At 41.5% G+C, this 16,986-nt stretch carries 9 protein-coding genes; 4 read left to right on the plus strand and 5 right to left on the minus strand.

Annotated elements, in window-relative coordinates:
- Positions 1 to 7 precede the first annotated feature (7 nt).
- Positions 8 to 1,087, plus strand: coding sequence for a DUF6807 domain-containing protein (locus PZB74_RS17505; RefSeq protein ID WP_302238457.1), 1,080 nt, complete (start codon positions 8 to 10; stop codon positions 1,085 to 1,087).
- Here PZB74_RS17505 and PZB74_RS17510 read toward each other — a convergent pair.
- Complete coding sequence (locus tag PZB74_RS17510; RefSeq protein ID WP_302238458.1) at positions 1,074 to 1,490, minus strand: response regulator; 417 nt, start codon at positions 1,488 to 1,490, stop codon at positions 1,074 to 1,076. The genes PZB74_RS17505 and PZB74_RS17510 overlap by 14 nt on opposite strands.
- Before the next feature lie 257 nt (positions 1,491 to 1,747).
- Between PZB74_RS17510 and PZB74_RS17515 the strand changes: the two genes are divergently transcribed.
- On the plus strand, positions 1,748 to 2,686 hold the full coding sequence (locus PZB74_RS17515; RefSeq protein ID WP_302238459.1) for a D-2-hydroxyacid dehydrogenase: 939 nt from the start codon (positions 1,748 to 1,750) through the stop codon (positions 2,684 to 2,686).
- Here PZB74_RS17515 and malQ read toward each other — a convergent pair.
- Genes malQ through treZ form a run of 4 tightly spaced genes read right to left on the minus strand, consistent with a single transcriptional unit; the run spans position 2,661 to position 11,309 of the window.
- The gene (gene malQ, locus PZB74_RS17520; protein ID WP_302238460.1) at positions 2,661 to 4,196 is read right to left on the minus strand and encodes a 4-alpha-glucanotransferase; all 1,536 of its coding nucleotides are present in this window, start codon (positions 4,194 to 4,196) and stop codon (positions 2,661 to 2,663) included. The genes PZB74_RS17515 and malQ overlap by 26 nt on opposite strands.
- Positions 4,197 to 4,199: 3 nt before the next feature.
- On the minus strand, positions 4,200 to 6,953 hold the full coding sequence (treY, locus tag PZB74_RS17525; protein WP_302238461.1) for a malto-oligosyltrehalose synthase: 2,754 nt from the start codon (positions 6,951 to 6,953) through the stop codon (positions 4,200 to 4,202).
- Positions 6,954 to 6,992: 39 nt separating this feature from the next.
- On the minus strand, positions 6,993 to 9,455 hold the full coding sequence (locus PZB74_RS17530; protein WP_302238462.1) for a DUF3536 domain-containing protein: 2,463 nt from the start codon (positions 9,453 to 9,455) through the stop codon (positions 6,993 to 6,995).
- Between the two features lie 27 nt (positions 9,456 to 9,482).
- Positions 9,483 to 11,309 (minus strand): malto-oligosyltrehalose trehalohydrolase, encoded by a 1,827-nt coding sequence (gene treZ / locus PZB74_RS17535; RefSeq protein WP_302238463.1) that lies wholly within the window; start codon positions 11,307 to 11,309, stop codon positions 9,483 to 9,485.
- A 332-nt stretch (positions 11,310 to 11,641) separates the two neighbouring features.
- Between treZ and PZB74_RS17540 the strand changes: the two genes are divergently transcribed.
- Together PZB74_RS17540 and treS are read left to right on the plus strand one after the other, a co-directional pair.
- Positions 11,642 to 13,606: an alpha-1,4-glucan--maltose-1-phosphate maltosyltransferase gene (locus tag PZB74_RS17540; RefSeq protein WP_302238464.1), complete on the plus strand. Its 1,965-nt coding sequence runs from the start codon at positions 11,642 to 11,644 to the stop codon at positions 13,604 to 13,606.
- Positions 13,607 to 13,629: 23 nt separating this feature from the next.
- A complete protein-coding gene (gene treS / locus PZB74_RS17545) occupies positions 13,630 to 16,986 on the plus strand; it encodes a maltose alpha-D-glucosyltransferase (protein WP_302238465.1) in 3,357 nt (1,118 codons plus the stop codon).

Below are 16,986 nucleotides of genomic sequence, written 5' to 3' on the forward strand. Positions count from 1 at the left end.
TACACATATGCGATACATATACACTTATCTCTTCATCTTTATAGTTTTAGGAGCATGCCAGACCAATGAGCAGAAGCAGAGCAGTAGTTTACAAGATACTACGGCAGTTGCGGATAAGCACATTAGCCTCCGACATGACGAAGCCAGGCAGATGGTAGATGTATTTGTAGATGGCCAGCCTTTTACCACATACCGATATGACTCTGCACTAAAAAAGCCAGTACTCTTTCCTATTCGTTCGTCAAATGGAACAGTGATTACCAGAGGCTATCCTCTTGAACCTCGTGTCGGCGAACAGGCCGATCATTTACATCATGTAGGTCATTGGCTTAATCATGGAGTCGTTAATCAGGTGGATTTCTGGGCAAGCACCTCAAAAACTGAAACTACTGAAAATAAAGTGTATGGTGCTATAGTACAGCGAGAGGTGCAAATGGAAGAAATGGGAGAGCAGGCTAAGCTTACATATGTAGCAGACTGGATTAGCGACTATGGAGATACCTTACTACTGGAAGAAACCACTTTTACCTTTATGGGTGAGGGCCCCTTTCGCTTGATTGACAGAGAGAGCACCCTTAAGGCTACTAAAGATTCGGTGGTCTTTGAAGATTCTAAAGAAGGCATGATGGCTATTAGAGTGGCACGTTTTATGGAACAAGCCTATGATAACCCTCAGGAAATTATAAACGAAAAAGGTGAAATATCAGAAGAAGAAATTATTGATAACACTCATGTAAAAGGTTTGTACAGGAGCGATCAGGGCTTAGAAGGAGATGCTGTCTGGGGCACTAGGAGTAAGTGGGTAAACCTGAGTTCTGATCAGGATAGCCTACACTATTCAATTACTATCATGGATCATCCGGATAATATAAACCACCCTACACATTGGATGGCCAGAGGGTATGGGCTTTTTGCCGCAAATCCTTTGGGTAGCAAAGTATACTCCGAAGGTACAGAAGAATTAAATCTTACACTGGCACCTTCAGAGTCAATATCATTTAAGTACCGTATTTTAGTCTATCAGGGAGAACAATTAAGTCTGGAAGAACTGGAAGCTAAGTACCAGGACTACATTAGCCTTCGCTAGCTGGCTTATTTTTATAGCTTTCACTGATCTTTTTAAAGTTTTCCTGAACGGTCTCCTTAATTAATGTATCAGTAATAAACTGAAAAGCTTTTAGTTTTTCAATATCCTGCTTCGCCAGATGTGCACTCATCACTATAATTTGAGTCATCAGGTTAGAAGGATAAAAGAGTGTTTCATAATGCTGTAAAAAGTCATATCCATTATAGTTGGGCATCCTTAAGTCGCAAAGAATGAGTTGAGGAAAACTCTCATCGTTCTGTGCTTTAAGGTACTCTATTGCATCGCTGACATTGTCTATTATTGTAAATGTAACTTCAGGTTTATTTTCACTAATCCATTCCGAGATGATAAAATTATTTACCTCATCATCATCAATAAGCAATACGCTTTTAGGGAAATTCATGTCCATAGTATTATATTAAAAAATATCCTGGGCTATTGTTTTCAGGATTCATGAAGTTGAACCTATAATCTTACAATAATCTGGCAGTTCATTGCCAGAAATTATACAACCCATAAGATTGTAAAAAGTTAAAATCGCAGTTATTTTAATATTAGGTGCATATTATGTAACAATTGCGATAATTAATTAATGTATAGTCAAAAAATATTACGAAAAAGAATCAATTTTATAATTAGCTATCACAAATTTTTAGGCGAATGAATATTACTTTTTTAGATACAAAAACTGTGGGAAATCTCCCCAATCTGCACATTTTTGAGGAATTTGGCACTTATACATCTTATGAGATAAGCAGCCCTGCACAAGTTAAAGAGCGTATTAACGATCAGCATATTGTTATTACCAATAAGGTATATATTGGTAAAGAGGAAATGGAAGCTGCCAAAAATCTTAAGCTTATTTGTATTGCCGCTACCGGAAAAAATAATGTAGATCTTAAAGCAGCCGAACAAAGAGGTATTACAGTCATGAATGTGGAAGACTACTCTACATCCAGCGTTGCTCAACAAACGTTTAGCCTTATTCTCAGCCTCTTGAACCAAACTGCTCACCACGATGAGTATGTAAAAACAGGTGAGTATTGCAAAAGCGATATATTTACTTATTTGGGAGCCCCTTTCTGGGAGCTGAAAGGCAAGCGTTTTGGAATCATTGGGCTGGGCAATATTGGTAAAAAAGTAGCTACTATAGCCGAAGCTTTTGATTGCGAGGTTGTATACTACTCAAGTTCTGGTAAAAGTCGCCATGACCGCTATTTAAGGCTGGAAATTGAAGATTTAATGATAACTTCAGATATCGTTTCCGTGCATGCACCACTAAATGATGCTACAAAAAACCTTATAAATTATGAGCGTATTAAGCTTATGAAGCCAGCAGCCTTACTGATAAATACTGGCAGAGGAGGAATAGTAAACGAAAGTGATCTGGCAAAGGCTATTGATGAAAAGCTAATAAAAGGTGCGGCCCTTGACGTTTTTAGCCAGGAGCCTATGGATGAGAGTAATCCGCTGCTTAAAGTTAAAGAAAGCCAGAGACTCTTACTTTCTCCTCATATTGCCTGGGCTAGCCTAGAGAGCCGCACCTTATTACTGAATAAAGTCTATCAGAATATTAAATCTTTTTTGGAAAACCATTAGTACTTCGCAGGCGGTCGTAGAGGCTGAGCATGTCATTAATTTTTCGTGCCAGCTTCTGATCGGCCTTTCCTGCTTCCATTCTCCACAACCAGTTGCCAGTAGCGGTTGAGGGTACATTCATGATAGCCTCTTTACCTAAGCCAAGAAAATCCTGCATGGGTATAACGCATAGCTTACCCACCGAAGACAAGGCCAGCCTTACCATCTGGTTGGCTACATTTCTTTCAGAAATCGTACGACTGGCGTATTTTCCCAGATTCTTACGCTCTACTTCTGAGGCTTCAGTAAACCAACCCAGGCAAGTATTATTGTCATGCGTACCCGTGTAAATAACCGCATTTTCTGTATGATGATGCGGCACATACGAATTCTGCGGCATACCTTCTCCAAAAGCAAAGAGCAGCACCTTCATTCCCGGAAGCTTAAACCTATCCATAAGGTCATATACAGGCTGATCTATATCACCCAAATCCTCAGCAATAATAGGCATGTCCGGGTAAAGTTTACTCAGGTGTTTAAAAAAGCGGCGTCCGGGCCCCTTCTTCCAACTGCCATTAATTGCCGTCTCTTCATCGGCAGGTACCTCCCAATAGTCTGAAAAAGCTCGAAAATGATCTAGACGTATCAGGTCAAACATGTCAAGGTTATGGCTCAGGCGATCTATCCACCATTCGTATCGCTGACTTCTCAGTTCTTTCCAGTCAAAAACAGGCATGCCCCATAGCTGCCCGGTTTCACTGAAGTAATCGGGTGGTACACCAGCTACGGCTTTAGGAGTCTTTTCATCATCTAGCTTAAAAATATCTGGATGTGCCCATACATCAGCACTGTCGTAGCCTACATAAAAGGGTATATCACCAAAAAACTTTACTCCTCTATCTTTACAATATAATTTTAGGGTTTGCCACTGCTGAAAGAAAACAAACTGAAGGTACTTTTCTTTCTTCACTTCTTTTTTAAGCTTTTTGCGAAACTCTTTGAGACTGTCTTTTTGCCGGTCCCTCAGGTCGGCCGGCCAGTCGTACCAGGGCTGAGCACCAAAGTAATTTTTGATGGCCATATAATCGGCATAATCGTTAAGCCACTTCTTATGTTCATGGCAGAACTTCTTAAAAAGACCGTTCTGTTTGGCCGAAGCCTTAGTTTCAAATGCTGCAAAAGCTTTTTCTAAGACAGTTTTTTTGTATCTGATAACTGCTTCAAAATCCACCTTATCTTCACTAAATGTTTCATCAGCTATCAGGTCTTCCTCGCTAAGATAACCTTCGTCAAACAAAAGTTCAGGGCTAATAAGCATAGGGTTACCAGCAAAAGCCGAGAGACCGCTATAAGGAGAGTATCCACTTTCCCCTTCAACCGGGTTGAGCGGAAGTATCTGCCAATAGGTAAGCCCGGCTTCCAGCATAAAGTCTGCAAACTTATAAGCCTGTGGACCCAGGTCGCCAATTCCGTATTTAGATGGTAGAGAGGTGATGTGAAGTAATATTCCACAACTTCTATCTGTAAGCATATATTATTTTTTGATTAACAGAGCAACTGGAAACTGAGCTAGTACATCAGCCACTTTAGTCTGTTGATTAATGTGTATAGTTTGATTGATTAAGATATGTTGCCACTCACCTTTAGCATGTTCAGTAAGGTGTAGCTTAGCCTCCTGCCAGCAACGTTCTCCACATAGTGTCTCATGCTTCGTTCTCAGTTGATGAACATTCAGAGGGACAATTACCATAAGTTGCTGATCTCCAGATGTTCTCAGAAAGGCAAGCAGATGTTTGTCCGATTCTTTATCAACTTTTACTGCCTGGTAATCTCCATCGGCAAAAAGCTGTTCATAGGCCTTACGTAGCTGCAAAGTCTGATGCATGCCAAAAAGCTTGATATCTGGCTGTAGGAGGTTATCTAGCAATTGAGTTGCAGTTTGAGTTGCATCTTTCTGCCAGGCTTCTTGTAGCCTTCTTATCATCTTTTCCCTCAGTGGATAATCTACCGGACGGCGGTTGTCTGGGTCTACCATGCTCAGATCCCAAAATTCAGTGCCCTGATAAATATCAGGAATACCGGGTACGCTTAGTTTGAGAATAATCTGGCTTAAACTATAGATAGCCGCAGATTGGGCTATTTCCTCAGCAAAAGGCTTAAAACTATGAAGAAAAGCTTCACTATTTAACACCTGAGAAGCGAAGTTGCTAAAAGCTTCTTCGTATTCGGTATTCGGGTCTGCCCAATTTGTGTTTACTTTTGCCTCGCGTATGGCTTTAAGCAAATAGTCTTTTACCCTTTGCTCATAATCCTCATCTTTTGGACTGGTATGAAAAGGATAAGTACCCAATAAGGTTTGGTAAAAAAAGTACTCATCGTTAAGATCGGGGGATTGCTTGGCATTAGATTTATCAATAAAACCTGCATTTAGTGTCTGCCATTCTTTCACTTTTTGTTCCCAGATCTGTGGAATTTCACTCAGGACATTAATACGCATACGGGCATCTTCTCCGCGTTTGGTATCATGCGTAGAGGTGGTATTCATAGTATGCAGACTACGTCTTTTAATTCTTTCATGAAAATCCTGAGCGTCATAGCCTAAATGTTCGGGAGAGTCGCCGACTTCGTTGTGCGAGATCAGAGGGTAGTACTGATAAAAACTGGTATCTTCTACACCTTTGGCTGCCAGTGGCCCTGTAAATTGCTGGGCACGCATCAGAAAATAAAGCTTGTTTTTATTGGTAGCAGGATCTTTATCATCTACACCATTAAATATTTCGCGCAGGCGTTGAAAATATGGAGCTAACTGAGGTACTTTCTGCTCTGCTTCTTCAAAGGTCTCTTTGATAATCTGCAATTCAACATCTTGTAAAGGAAGAGTATTACCATAGACTCTGTACACAGGAAATGCTACCAGAAAATGCCCTAGAGCTTCTTTAAGCTTATCTATATCATCTACCGTGTCTTCTGAAGGAATAATATCCAGATCCTGCATTAACCTTATCAGGTTGTCCAACTCACCAGCCATGCGCTTGGCCAGTATAAAATGCTTGTTGTCATATACCAACTGATGGTACTCTTTTTGATGAGTAAGCCTCTGGTATTGCTTTCTCAACTGCTCACCACCTTCTTTGTGCGTAAGCAACTGGTTGGAAAGGGCAAGATAATCATAACCACTGCTGCCTTGAATCGGCCAGTATTCTGGCATATGCTCATCACCTTCCAGTATTTTCTCTACCAGAATAAGTGTATCTTTTCCCGCTAAATTTCTCAGACGGTTCAGGTAGGTTGTCGGGTCTAACAGGCCATCAACATGGTCTACTCTTAAGCCATGTATTAATTCTTCGTCTAGCAGTTGTTTTATAAACTGATGGTAGGTGTCAAAAACCTTTTCGTCCTGCATATTCAGGCAGATAAGGTCATTGACGGTAAAGAATCGGCGAAAATTGATTTTTTTCTCGGTTGTTTTCCAGTGGCATAAGCGGTAATACTGCTGGTCTAACAGTCTGAATAATTTGTGTGCATCTCCACTAAGCTCATCGGCAGTTTGCTTCACAGCATTAAGAATTGCTGTATGCCTCTGTGTAGCATCAAGAATCTCTGCTTTAAGTGTATCCCAACCTTCTACTACTTTTTCCGCATCCGGAAGTGCGGAGATAAAACTATCCAGCTTTTTTTGTAGTATGATAAAGTTTTTCCTGGCTTCATCATCTGGTGATTGCTTATCAAACACCTGGGCGGCAGAGTTAAAGAGTAGTTGGTAACTTTCCATACTCGCCGGAAATTGGTGCTCATAATAAGTGAGATACAAGCCATTGTCTTCCAACACCAGTTTGAGTTCCTGATTTTTTATGACTTCACCAAGGCTACTCCCAAGTGTTGGTACCATTACTTTTCCGAAATACTCATCTTCTGGATACAACCAGTTGATGTCAAAAAAGCGGTAATAGTAGGAGTGAGGTCCTTTTTCCATTACATCAGCCAACCAGGGGTTTTGCGGAGAAAAGGCCATATGATTAGGAACAATATCCTGTAGCCATTGCATGCCTCTTTGTTTCAACTCCTTACTGATAGCTCTGAATTCTTCCAGTGTACCAATTTCAGGGTTGATCTGTAGTGGATCTAGCACATCATAACCGTGCATACTGCCGGGAGTGGCTTTAAAAAAAGGAGCGGCATAAATAGTAGAAATGCCCAGTTGATCCAGGTAAGGGATAATTTGCTTCAATTGAGCAAAATTAAAGCCTTTATGAAGTTGGACCCTATAGGTGGCCCGTGCTAAGTGCATAAGTATGTGATTTAGATTAAAAAGTGGGTTTAAAAAAAATTACGAATGTACCATTACTGAATTCTCAGTGAGTTTAATGTTTAGCTGATCAAAAATTGTTTTAAAGTATTCGCACCAGATCTTAGCCTGCTCGTCTCCTGCAGCACTTTTTTCTGCATATTCCTGATAGTTTTTGCTCTGAATCTGGAAAGCAATGTTTTGTGCCTGCCACAGGTCGGGGCTTAATGGAACTTTGTGTGTGGCATCCATAAACTTGTCAATCTTGTTCATAATACTGATATCATCGGGAGCCAGCTTAAGACGTTGCATCAGGCTATTGATCTTTTGCTCTGCCAGAAAGTCCAGCCCCACCTTATTTACCTTAACCTCCAATCTCTTAAAGCTCTCTACCACAGCATTTAACTCCTTAAAGTCAATATCATCTTCTTTAAATATTTTCTCCAGCTTGGCGTTAATGGTAAAATCACTACAATATTTAAGTGGTTTAGGCGGAGCTAGCCCAAGCTCTTTAGTAGCTTGTAGTAACGAATAGTTGTTTTCATAAATGTTGTTGAAGCTGAAAGCTATACTCTCCATAGTGCCCAGCATCACCTGGTCCAGTATCTTCTGCTGGTCTTCCTTGAACAAGTGCCAGAATGAATAATTATGACTGCCAAAGTGTTTGTCCATTAACACAATTACCTCATGCACACGACTCTTGGTAAACGCTTCGGTAATTTCTTCTTTCATCTCTAGGTAAGACTCATCATTGTTAAACTCTCTAACTCCACCAAATAAGTGATGGTCTCCAAGGTGAAGTATAGAGTAGCTGATCAGGTTTTCTTCCCAGGTTACCTCAGATGTAAGCTTAGCTTTACCAATAGCCAGAGAGTACTTGCCGGCCTCATGAAACTCATAGTGCTGAGAATCCACATCAAAGCTATACACCTTTGTTTTTTCAGGATAGTCAAAAAAGAGTGAAGAGATGGCATAGTGAGCGCCTACCCGGTGCATATCTACGACCGAAGGCTTTACAAACTTGGTGTAGGCGGAGCCGGCATGCCCATGTTCAGGAATATTGCTAGGGCATTTTTCCAGTAGTTTTACAAAATGAGTTTCAAAGTCTTTTCCACTAATATCATGAGTCAACTGTATAGCACGAGCCGCATACATAATGTCCTGTATAGTTTCTATACCCGTTACTTCGTCAAAAAACCAACCACAACTGGTGTACATCAACATGGCATGGTGTTGAATCTCCAGCAGTTTAAGAAACTTAACTTCTTCCTCTTTGCTCAGTTCTTTTTTTGCATAGGTTTTCAAGAAACTAGCTGTATTTTCTCTTGATCTATCCAGAATCACTTCTACATAAGCATTGCGTACCTTCCAGGGGTCAGTAGCCAGCTTACCCATTTCTGTTTCATAAAAGGTGATCATCTCATCTCTAAGCCAATCAAAAGCCGCTCGGAGAGGCTTCCTCCATCTCTGGTGCCAGTCTGGGTGCCCTCCGGTATTTCCACCCCCATTATCCGACCATCTTTCCAGATGGGGTGTGCTACTCCATGCAGTGTTTTCAATGATCTGGGCTTCGTATTCCGGAGGAAATTTCTCAAGATATTCTCCGTATACTGTCAGGTTAGCCTCTTCGTAATTTTCTATCTGGTGCAGACAGTAAGAGAGCCCCATTTCGCCCAGGCGATGGTGGTGTCCGTAAGTCTCACCATCTGTAGCAATGTGCATAAGTTGAGGGCTGTCCTGCTCATCATTCATATCTAACTGGCCAATGAGTCGGTCAGAAAATACTTTACCGTTGTTGAGCAGACCTTCAAAAGCAATTCCCTGAGATACAGGCCCATCATAAAAAAAGAGGCTGATACTTTTGCCTGAGGGAAGTTTGCATAAGTACGGACGGCGTGGATCTACCTTGCCTCCCATAACATCTTTCCACTGTGTGTCGCCTTTTTTTCTTACACTTTTAGCCTGATAGGGCGAAAGTATGGTAAACTTAATATTATGCTTAGCAAGCATCTCCAGCGTATCGGTATTAACTGCGGTTTCACTTAGCCACATACCTTCCGGCTTACGATGAAAACGATGCTCAAAGTCTTTAATACCCCAGATGACCTGTGTTTCTTTATCACGTTCGTTGGCCAGTGGCATAATAATATGATTGTAAGATTGGGCAATGGCAGAGCCATGTCCTGAAAACCTTTTCAGACTTTGCTTATCTGCTTCCAAAATGGCCTTGTATGTATCCGGATCGTTGTTCTTCATCCAGAGCAAAAGGGTAGGGCCAAAGTTAAAGCTGATACGGCTGTAGTTGTTTACTATATCAATAATTCTACCCTCATTGTCCAGAATACGGGAGGCCGAATTTCTTGAGTAGCATTCAGCGGAGATGCGCTCGTTCCAGTCGTGGAAAGGGTAGGCGGAGTCCTGTACCTCAACCGTATTGAGCCAGGGGTTTTCACGAGGAGGCTGGTAAAAGTGCCCGTGTATGCAAACAAATTTGTTTTTACTCATAGGTGTAAATATCTCTTAATAAATAAGTTAAGGAGTATTCATGGATAATACTACTACAGATTCAGAATTGATGCTGAGCTTATCTTCGCCAGCGTATTTAGTCTGAAGGTTGCTATTGGGGCCCAGATACTCTGAAGATGACGAGTCCAGAAGTACTTCAAAACTGTAGGCCGGATTTTCGGATAAACTATAGTCTAAAGAGCTGGACGAGAAGTTCATGATAGCTATAAGCAGATGATCGTGATTAGTTCTGCGCATGGCTATAAGTCCGTCCTCTGTACTTTGAAAAGCACAATGCCCTCTGTCTTTACTTTGCATAGCTGAGTGTTGGGTGCGTATGTTAATCAGCTTTTTGTAGAAGTTGAGCATAGCCTCACTCTTCTCAGCCTTTACATTCCAACTTAGTGTAGAGTCATCAAAAGTCTGCTCAGATTGTGGGTCAGGAGTTTCCAGACCTTCTTTTTGAAAATAGGCAAACTCCTGGCTTCTGCCTTTACGAACAGCTTCTACTAAATCGGGATCAGTATGGCTTACAAAGTATTGGAATGGCTTTTCTTCAGCATATTCTTCTCCCATATATAGCATGGGTACATAAGGAGATAGTAAATAAGATGCCGCCGCAAGCTTGAGCGCTTCGTAAGAGACAAGCTGGCTTAGCCGGTCGCCCATCATACGGTTTCCAACCTGGTCATGGTTTTGGCTGAATACTACAAACTGGCTGAAAGGGTTGTTTTCTGCACTATTTCCGAAGGTTTTTTTTCTGTGAGGAGAATAGATGCCATCGTATACATAAGTTTTATCATAAGCTTTAGCTAAATGGTGCATCTCGCCAAAGTCAGAATAATATCCATCTTTTTCTCCGGTAAGTTGAGCGTGTAAAGCATGATGAAATTCATCTATCCACTGCCCGCTTAAGCCGTACCCCCCCACCTCTGCACTACTGATATAACGATTATCGTTAAGGTCACTTTCACCAATCAGGGTAAGGGGAACCTTTCTACGTTCAGAAAGCTCAGTTGCCATTTCAGAAAGTTCAAGCAGAAAGTGCCTGGCTCCAAAATCTTTGATGGCGTGCACGGCATCCAGGCGTAAACCATCTATGTGAAAATCATCCAGCCACATGAGTGCATTTTGAAGAAAGTAGGCTCTTACCTGGTCCGAATACGCATCATCAAAATTTAGAGCTTTGCCCCAGGGAGTACTGTATTTATCAGTAAAGTAAGGACCAAAGTCGTTAAGGTAATTACCTTCAGGGCCCATATGGTTGTATACAACATCCAGTACTACGGCTATACCCATCTGATGACAGTGGTCTACCAGCTTTTTAAGCCCATCCACTCCACCATAGCTGTTTTGTACAGCAAAAGGATACACGCCATCGTAACCCCAGTTTCTGCTACCCGGAAACTGAGCTACTGGCATTATTTCTATGGTATTAACTCCCAACTCTTTCAGGTGATCTAGCTTGCTGATAACCCCTTCAAAATTATGTTCAGATGTAAAAGTGCCCACATGCAGCTCGTACATGATCATTTCTGACATAGGAATGCCCTTCCAGGTAGAATCGCTCCATTTGTAACTTTCCTGATTTACGATCTGGCTAGGGCCATGTACACCTTCGGGTTGGCTGAGACTGGCAGGGTCGGGGCGTTTGGTTTTTCCGTCCAGCTCAAAAAAATAAAGATCACCCGCTTTGGCTTCGGGCACTTCTGCTTCCCAGTAGCCAAATTGATCGGGCGTCAGCTTAACTTTATGCTGGTCGTTAATAATAACATTGACTTGCTTGCAATGAGGGGCCCAGACATTAAACTTTGTCTTGTTGTTCTGGTAAAATGCGCCCACAGGTTTTTCCATATAAAAAAATTATTTTGGCGAGCTGATAAAAAATTAAGGCTTTTTCAGGCATAAAAATGTATAAAGTTACTACACCTCTGTAAGCCAAGCTTAAGCTAAATTACTTTTTTTAAATTATCTACTCTATTCGTTTTGTTTATAATAAAATTCTTTAAAATTTTAGTCAGGATTTGCAGTCAAAGCGCTTTGTGAGCAATTCGTGAAATTTTTGGCCTGGCTGCATCCTGCGCCATACATATAAATAATTAAGCATAACAATTATATATGCATAGCTGTTTAGGCAGTATTGCAGAGAATTTTTTTAATTTTTTAACTAATCAAACCAGAGCGCTTTGCAAAAAATACAAGGAAGACAAAGAGTTGTCATAGAACACCTTTCCCCACAGGTAGAAAATGGTCAGTTTCCGGCAAAAAGAACGATAAGCGAAGAAGTAGAGGTACAAGCAGATGTATTTGCTGATGGGCATGATAAAATAAAGGCCATCCTTCTTTATAAGCATGAGGAAGAGGAGACGATGCGTGAAGTACCTATGGAGTTTATCATTAACGACCGTTGGAAAGCATCTTTTACTCCGGAGCGAACCGGCTTCTATGAATATACGGTAATGAGTTATGTAGACCATTTCGCCTCCTGGCAGTATGGTATCAAAAAAAAGTATGAGGCTGGCCAGGATATTAAGGTGGAATTGCTGATTGGTGCGGAAATGATGGAGAAAACCGCAGAGCGTATAGAAGGTGGAGACGCTGATCGTTTACGAGGATTAAGCCAGGCGCTTCGTCGCCACGACCATGATGATTTTATTCGTGAGGCTGTAAATATTGCCCTAGGCGATGAAGCAACCGGTATGATGAACTACCACTATGATCGTTCAGACGCTACTACTTATCCCAAACTTTATAAGATAGAAGTAGAAAGAAAAAAAGCGCTTTTCAGCACCTGGTATGAGCTTTTTCCTCGTTCAGCCTCGCAGGAACCTGGCCGACATGGTAATTTTCATGATGTGGTACGCCTACTTCCGGAAATTGCCAGAATGGGCTTTGATGTCATTTATTTGCCGCCCATACATCCTATTGGTAGAACTTTTAGAAAAGGACTCAACAATGCCTTACAGGCGAATCCCGGTGACCCCGGTTCTTGCTGGGCTATTGGGGCCGAAGAAGGAGGGCATAAAGCCATACACCCCGAATTAGGTAGCCTGGATGATTTCAAGCATATGGTGTATGAAGCCGAGCAGCAAGGTATAGAGATTGCTCTGGATATTGCTTTCCAGTGTTCTCCTGACCACCCCTATGTTAAAGATCATCCGCAGTGGTTTAAATGGAGACCTGATGGTACGGTGCAATATGCAGAAAATCCTCCCAAAAAATATCAGGACATTCTACCTATCAATTTTGAAAATGATGACTGGCAAAACCTTTGGGAAGAACTTAAAAGCGTAATCCAGTACTGGGTAGACCAGGGCGTCAAAATTTTTAGAGTAGATAACCCTCATACCAAATCTTTTGCTTTTTGGGAATGGACTATTGCCGATATTCGTTCTCGCCATCCTGAGGTGATCTTTCTGGCAGAAGCTTTTACGCGCCCGAGGGTGATGGAAAGACTGGCTAAAGCAGGATTTAACCAGTCCTACACTTATTTTACCTGGAGAAACAATCCTTATGAGATGAAGGAATACATGCATGAGCTTACTAAAACAGCAATGCGTGACTACTTCCGCCCTAATTTCTGGCCAAATACTCCAGACATATTGCCTCCGGTACTGGTACATGGTGGCGAACCAGCATTTGTTATGCGCCTGATACTGGCTGCTACACTTTCTTCTAATTATGGAATGTACGGGCCAGTGTATGAATTTGGAATTAATACACCTTATCCCGGAAAAGAAGAGTATCTGGACTCGGAAAAATACGAGATTAAACACTGGAACTGGCATCAGGAGACTCGCATAAAAGAGATTATTACCCGCATAAATAAAATCAGAAAAGAAAACCCCGCTTTGCAGGATACCTACAATATCCATTTTGCAGATGTAGGAAACCCTAATATTCTTTGCTATGGTAAGCATGATAAAAAAACCAAGAACACCATTATTGTAGCAGTGAATATGGATCCTTACAACCGACATGGTTCTTCGGTACGCATACCTTTAGAGGAATTAGGCATAAATCCCCATGCTCCTTATGAAGTATATGACATGATTAGTTATAGTCGCTACACCTGGCATGGTGACTGGAACTACGTGGAACTAGACCCCTATCAGATGCCAGCACATGTATTTAGAGTTGAACAACAATAATCATCAGTACTACACAGAATAATATGGCCAAAGCGATTCAATTGGATGATAATCTACATTGGTATAAAGATGCCGTCATCTATGAACTACACATTAAAGCATTTAAAGATAGCAATGGGGATGGTATAGGCGATTTTAAAGGGCTGCTGGAAAAGCTAGACTACCTGCAAGACCTTGGCGTCAATACGATCTGGTTGTTACCTTTTTACCCTTCACCTCTCCGTGATGACGGTTACGATATTATGGATTACTATAATATCAACCCTAATTATGGTAATCTGAGCGACTTTAAAAAATTTATGAAGCAGGCCAAAAAGCGTGACCTGAAGGTGATTACTGAGCTGGTAATCAACCATACTTCTGATCAACACCCCTGGTTTCAGCGTGCCCGCAAGGCCAAGCCTGGTTCTGTAGAAAGAGATTTTTACGTCTGGAGCGAGACGCCCGAGAAATATAAAGATGTGCGCATCATTTTTCAGGATTTTGAAGCTTCTAACTGGACCTGGGATCCTGTAGCCAATGCTTATTACTGGCATAGGTTTTTTTACCATCAGCCAGACCTTAATTATGATAATCCTGCCGTAGTTGAAGAGATCTTTAAGGTTATGGATTTCTGGATAGATATGGGTGTTGATGGCTTTCGTCTGGATGCGGTACCTTATCTTTTTGAGAGAGACGGTACAAATTGCGAAAACCTGCCAGAAACCCATGTTTTCTTAAAGAAATTACGTGCGCACGTAGACAAAAAGAAGCCAGGGACCTTGCTATTAGCAGAAGCAAATATGTGGCCTGAAGATTCTGCATCTTACTTTGGCGATGGAGATGAGTGTCATATGAACTACCATTTTCCTATTATGCCGCGTATGTTCATGTCCCTGCGCATGGAAGATCGTTATCCTATTACTGATATTCTGGATCAGACTCCTGAAATTCCAGAAACCTGCCAGTGGGCGATGTTTCTACGTAACCATGATGAGCTTACCCTGGAAATGGTAACAGATGAGGAGCGTGACTATATGTACAAAGTATACACAAAAGATCCTCTGGCCAAGATTAACCTGGGTATACGCCATCGTCTGGCTCCTCTACTGGACAATGACAGAAAGAAAATAGAATTGATGAACCATCTGCTGCTATCTTTACCAGGTACTCCGGTAATTTACTATGGAGACGAGATAGGTATGGGGGATAATTACTATCTGGGTGATAGGGATGGTGTGCGTACACCCATGCAGTGGACTCCCGATAGAAATGCAGGTTTTTCTGAAACTAACCCACAGAAATTATACCTTCCTGTCATTCTTGATCCTGAGTATCAGTATGAGGCTGTCAATGTAGAAACTCAACAGAAAAATTCTAACTCATTGCTATGGTGGATGAAGCGCCATATTAGCATGAGAAAAAAACATAAGGCTTTTAGTAGGGGGGACATCAACTTTCTGTCTGCCGAAAATGCTAAAGTACTAGCCTTCACACGTGCTTATGAGGGTGAGACAATTTTAGTGCTTGCTAACTTATCACGTTTTTCTCAACCGGTAGAGCTAGACCTGACAGATTTCAAAGAGCATATCCCCATTGAAATATTTAGCCGCAACCATTTTCCAAGAGTAGGTGACTCCAGCTATCTGTTTACGCTGGCTCCTTACGGATACGAATGGTTTCTGCTCAAAAAACCTCAATCACTGGAAAGTTCAGGCGAAGGTATGCCCGATAAGCCTATTGTCAGTATTGCCAATTGGGGCGAATTACTTAAACCTAAAGCTTTAAATGCAATAGAGTCTGTTTTAGCTGACTATATGGTGAACTGCCGTTGGTTTGGTGGAAAGGCAAGAGTAATCCAGAACATAAAGGTAAAGCATCATGCTAATGTACCTTTGGAGACTTCAGTAGGTGCGTTTTTAATTCTGGAAGTAAGTTACAATGAAGGGTTGGATGAACATTATCAGTTGCCTGTATCTTTCATAGCTGAAGAATTTAGTGGCTTCCTGCAAAATAAATTTTCTCATAGCCTGATTGCTCCTATTATTATTGATGGCCGCAAAGGATACCTCTACGATGCAGTTTATAACGAGGCCTTCCGCACTGCTCTTTTCCAGATTATGGTTAAGAAAAGAAAGGCAAAAGATGTAGGCACTAACTTATTGGGTAGTGCTGATAAAACGGCCGCGAAGCTTTGGAAAACCAAAAAGCAAAATGTTTCTTCCAGAGTATTAAGCGCAGAACAAAGCAATACATCCATTATTTACGAAAAAGATTTCTTCTTTAAATTTTATCGTAAGCTGGATGCCGCAATGAATCCTGATCTGGAACTAACCCGCTATCTTACAGAAACAGCCCACTTCCATAATGTACCCAGATATGTAGGCGCATTGGAGTTGGATATTAAGCGACAGGAGAATATGGTACTGGGTATGATGCAGGAACTGGTGGATAATCAGGGAGATGCCTGGACTTACATGGGAGATGTTGTACGCCGTTATTTTGAACGCGTGTTAATTGAGCAGAGCGAAAACAAAAGTGCTCCTGCCATGAAGGGAAGCCTGGTCAACCCGGTTGGTTACGAAAAAATACCTGATAAAATTAAAGAAATTATTGGTGGCGCTGCTACAGAAAGAGCTGCTTTGCTCGGCCTCAGAACTGCTGAAATGCACCTTGCACTGGCTTCTGCCGATAACGATAAAGACTTTAAACCTGAAGCATTTTCATTGCACTACCAGCGTTCTGTCTATTCCTCATTACAATCTTCGGTAAGAGGTACTTTCCAGGTGCTGGACAAAACACTGAAAAAGCTGGATGAGCCGGTAAGGAAAGAGGCTGAAGAGATCAAAGCTATGCGTAAAGACATCTTAAAATGCATGCAGCAGATCTACTCTCATAAAATCAATACCATGAAGATCAGAAACCATGGAGATTACCATCTGGGTCAGGTATTATTTACTGGTAGAGATTTTATTATTCTGGATTTTGAGGGTGAACCGGCAAGAACTTTTAGCGAAAGAAGGCTTAAACGATCTCCATTACGCGATGTGGCGGGCATGATCAGGTCTTTCCACTACGCAGCCTATAATGGGTTGTTCCGCACCGAAGCTTTTACCAAGGGTGAAGCTGAGTATCTGGACGAGTGGGCAGAACAGTGGTACCATTACATGAGTGGCATATTCATGAAAGCCTACATTGAACGTTGCGATGGCAGCAACTTTCTGCCAGAAAATATAGAAGATCTGAATACTATCCTTCAGACATTCTTATTAGAGAAGGCAGTATATGAGTTGGGGTACGAGCTAAACAATCGTCCCGGCTGGGCTATAATTCCTATGAAAGGAATTAAATATATTATGAAGAAGTATTATGAGGAAGAGGCGAAGAAGAATTCAAAATAG

It is taken from the genome of Porifericola rhodea (assembly GCF_030506305.1).
Taxonomy (GTDB): Bacteria; Bacteroidota; Bacteroidia; order Cytophagales; family Cyclobacteriaceae; genus Catalinimonas; species Catalinimonas rhodea.

Bases quoted from the DNA above. Each gene is read 5' to 3' on its own strand.
- treZ (WP_302238463.1), bottom strand. From the start codon at position 11,309: ATGGAAAAACCTGTGGGCGCATTTTACCAGAACAACAAGACAAAGTTT.
- PZB74_RS17505 (WP_302238457.1), top strand. From the start codon at position 8: ATGCGATACATATACACTTATCTCTTCATCTTTATAGTTTTAGGAGCA.
- treS (WP_302238465.1), top strand. From the start codon at position 13,630: ATGGCCAAAGCGATTCAATTGGATGATAATCTACATTGGTATAAAGAT.
- PZB74_RS17515 (WP_302238459.1), top strand. From the start codon at position 1,748: ATGAATATTACTTTTTTAGATACAAAAACTGTGGGAAATCTCCCCAAT.
- malQ (WP_302238460.1), bottom strand. From the start codon at position 4,196: ATGCTTACAGATAGAAGTTGTGGAATATTACTTCACATCACCTCTCTA.
- PZB74_RS17510 (WP_302238458.1), bottom strand. From the start codon at position 1,490: ATGAATTTCCCTAAAAGCGTATTGCTTATTGATGATGATGAGGTAAAT.
- PZB74_RS17530 (WP_302238462.1), bottom strand. From the start codon at position 9,455: ATGAGTAAAAACAAATTTGTTTGCATACACGGGCACTTTTACCAGCCT.
- treY (WP_302238461.1), bottom strand. From the start codon at position 6,953: ATGCACTTAGCACGGGCCACCTATAGGGTCCAACTTCATAAAGGCTTT.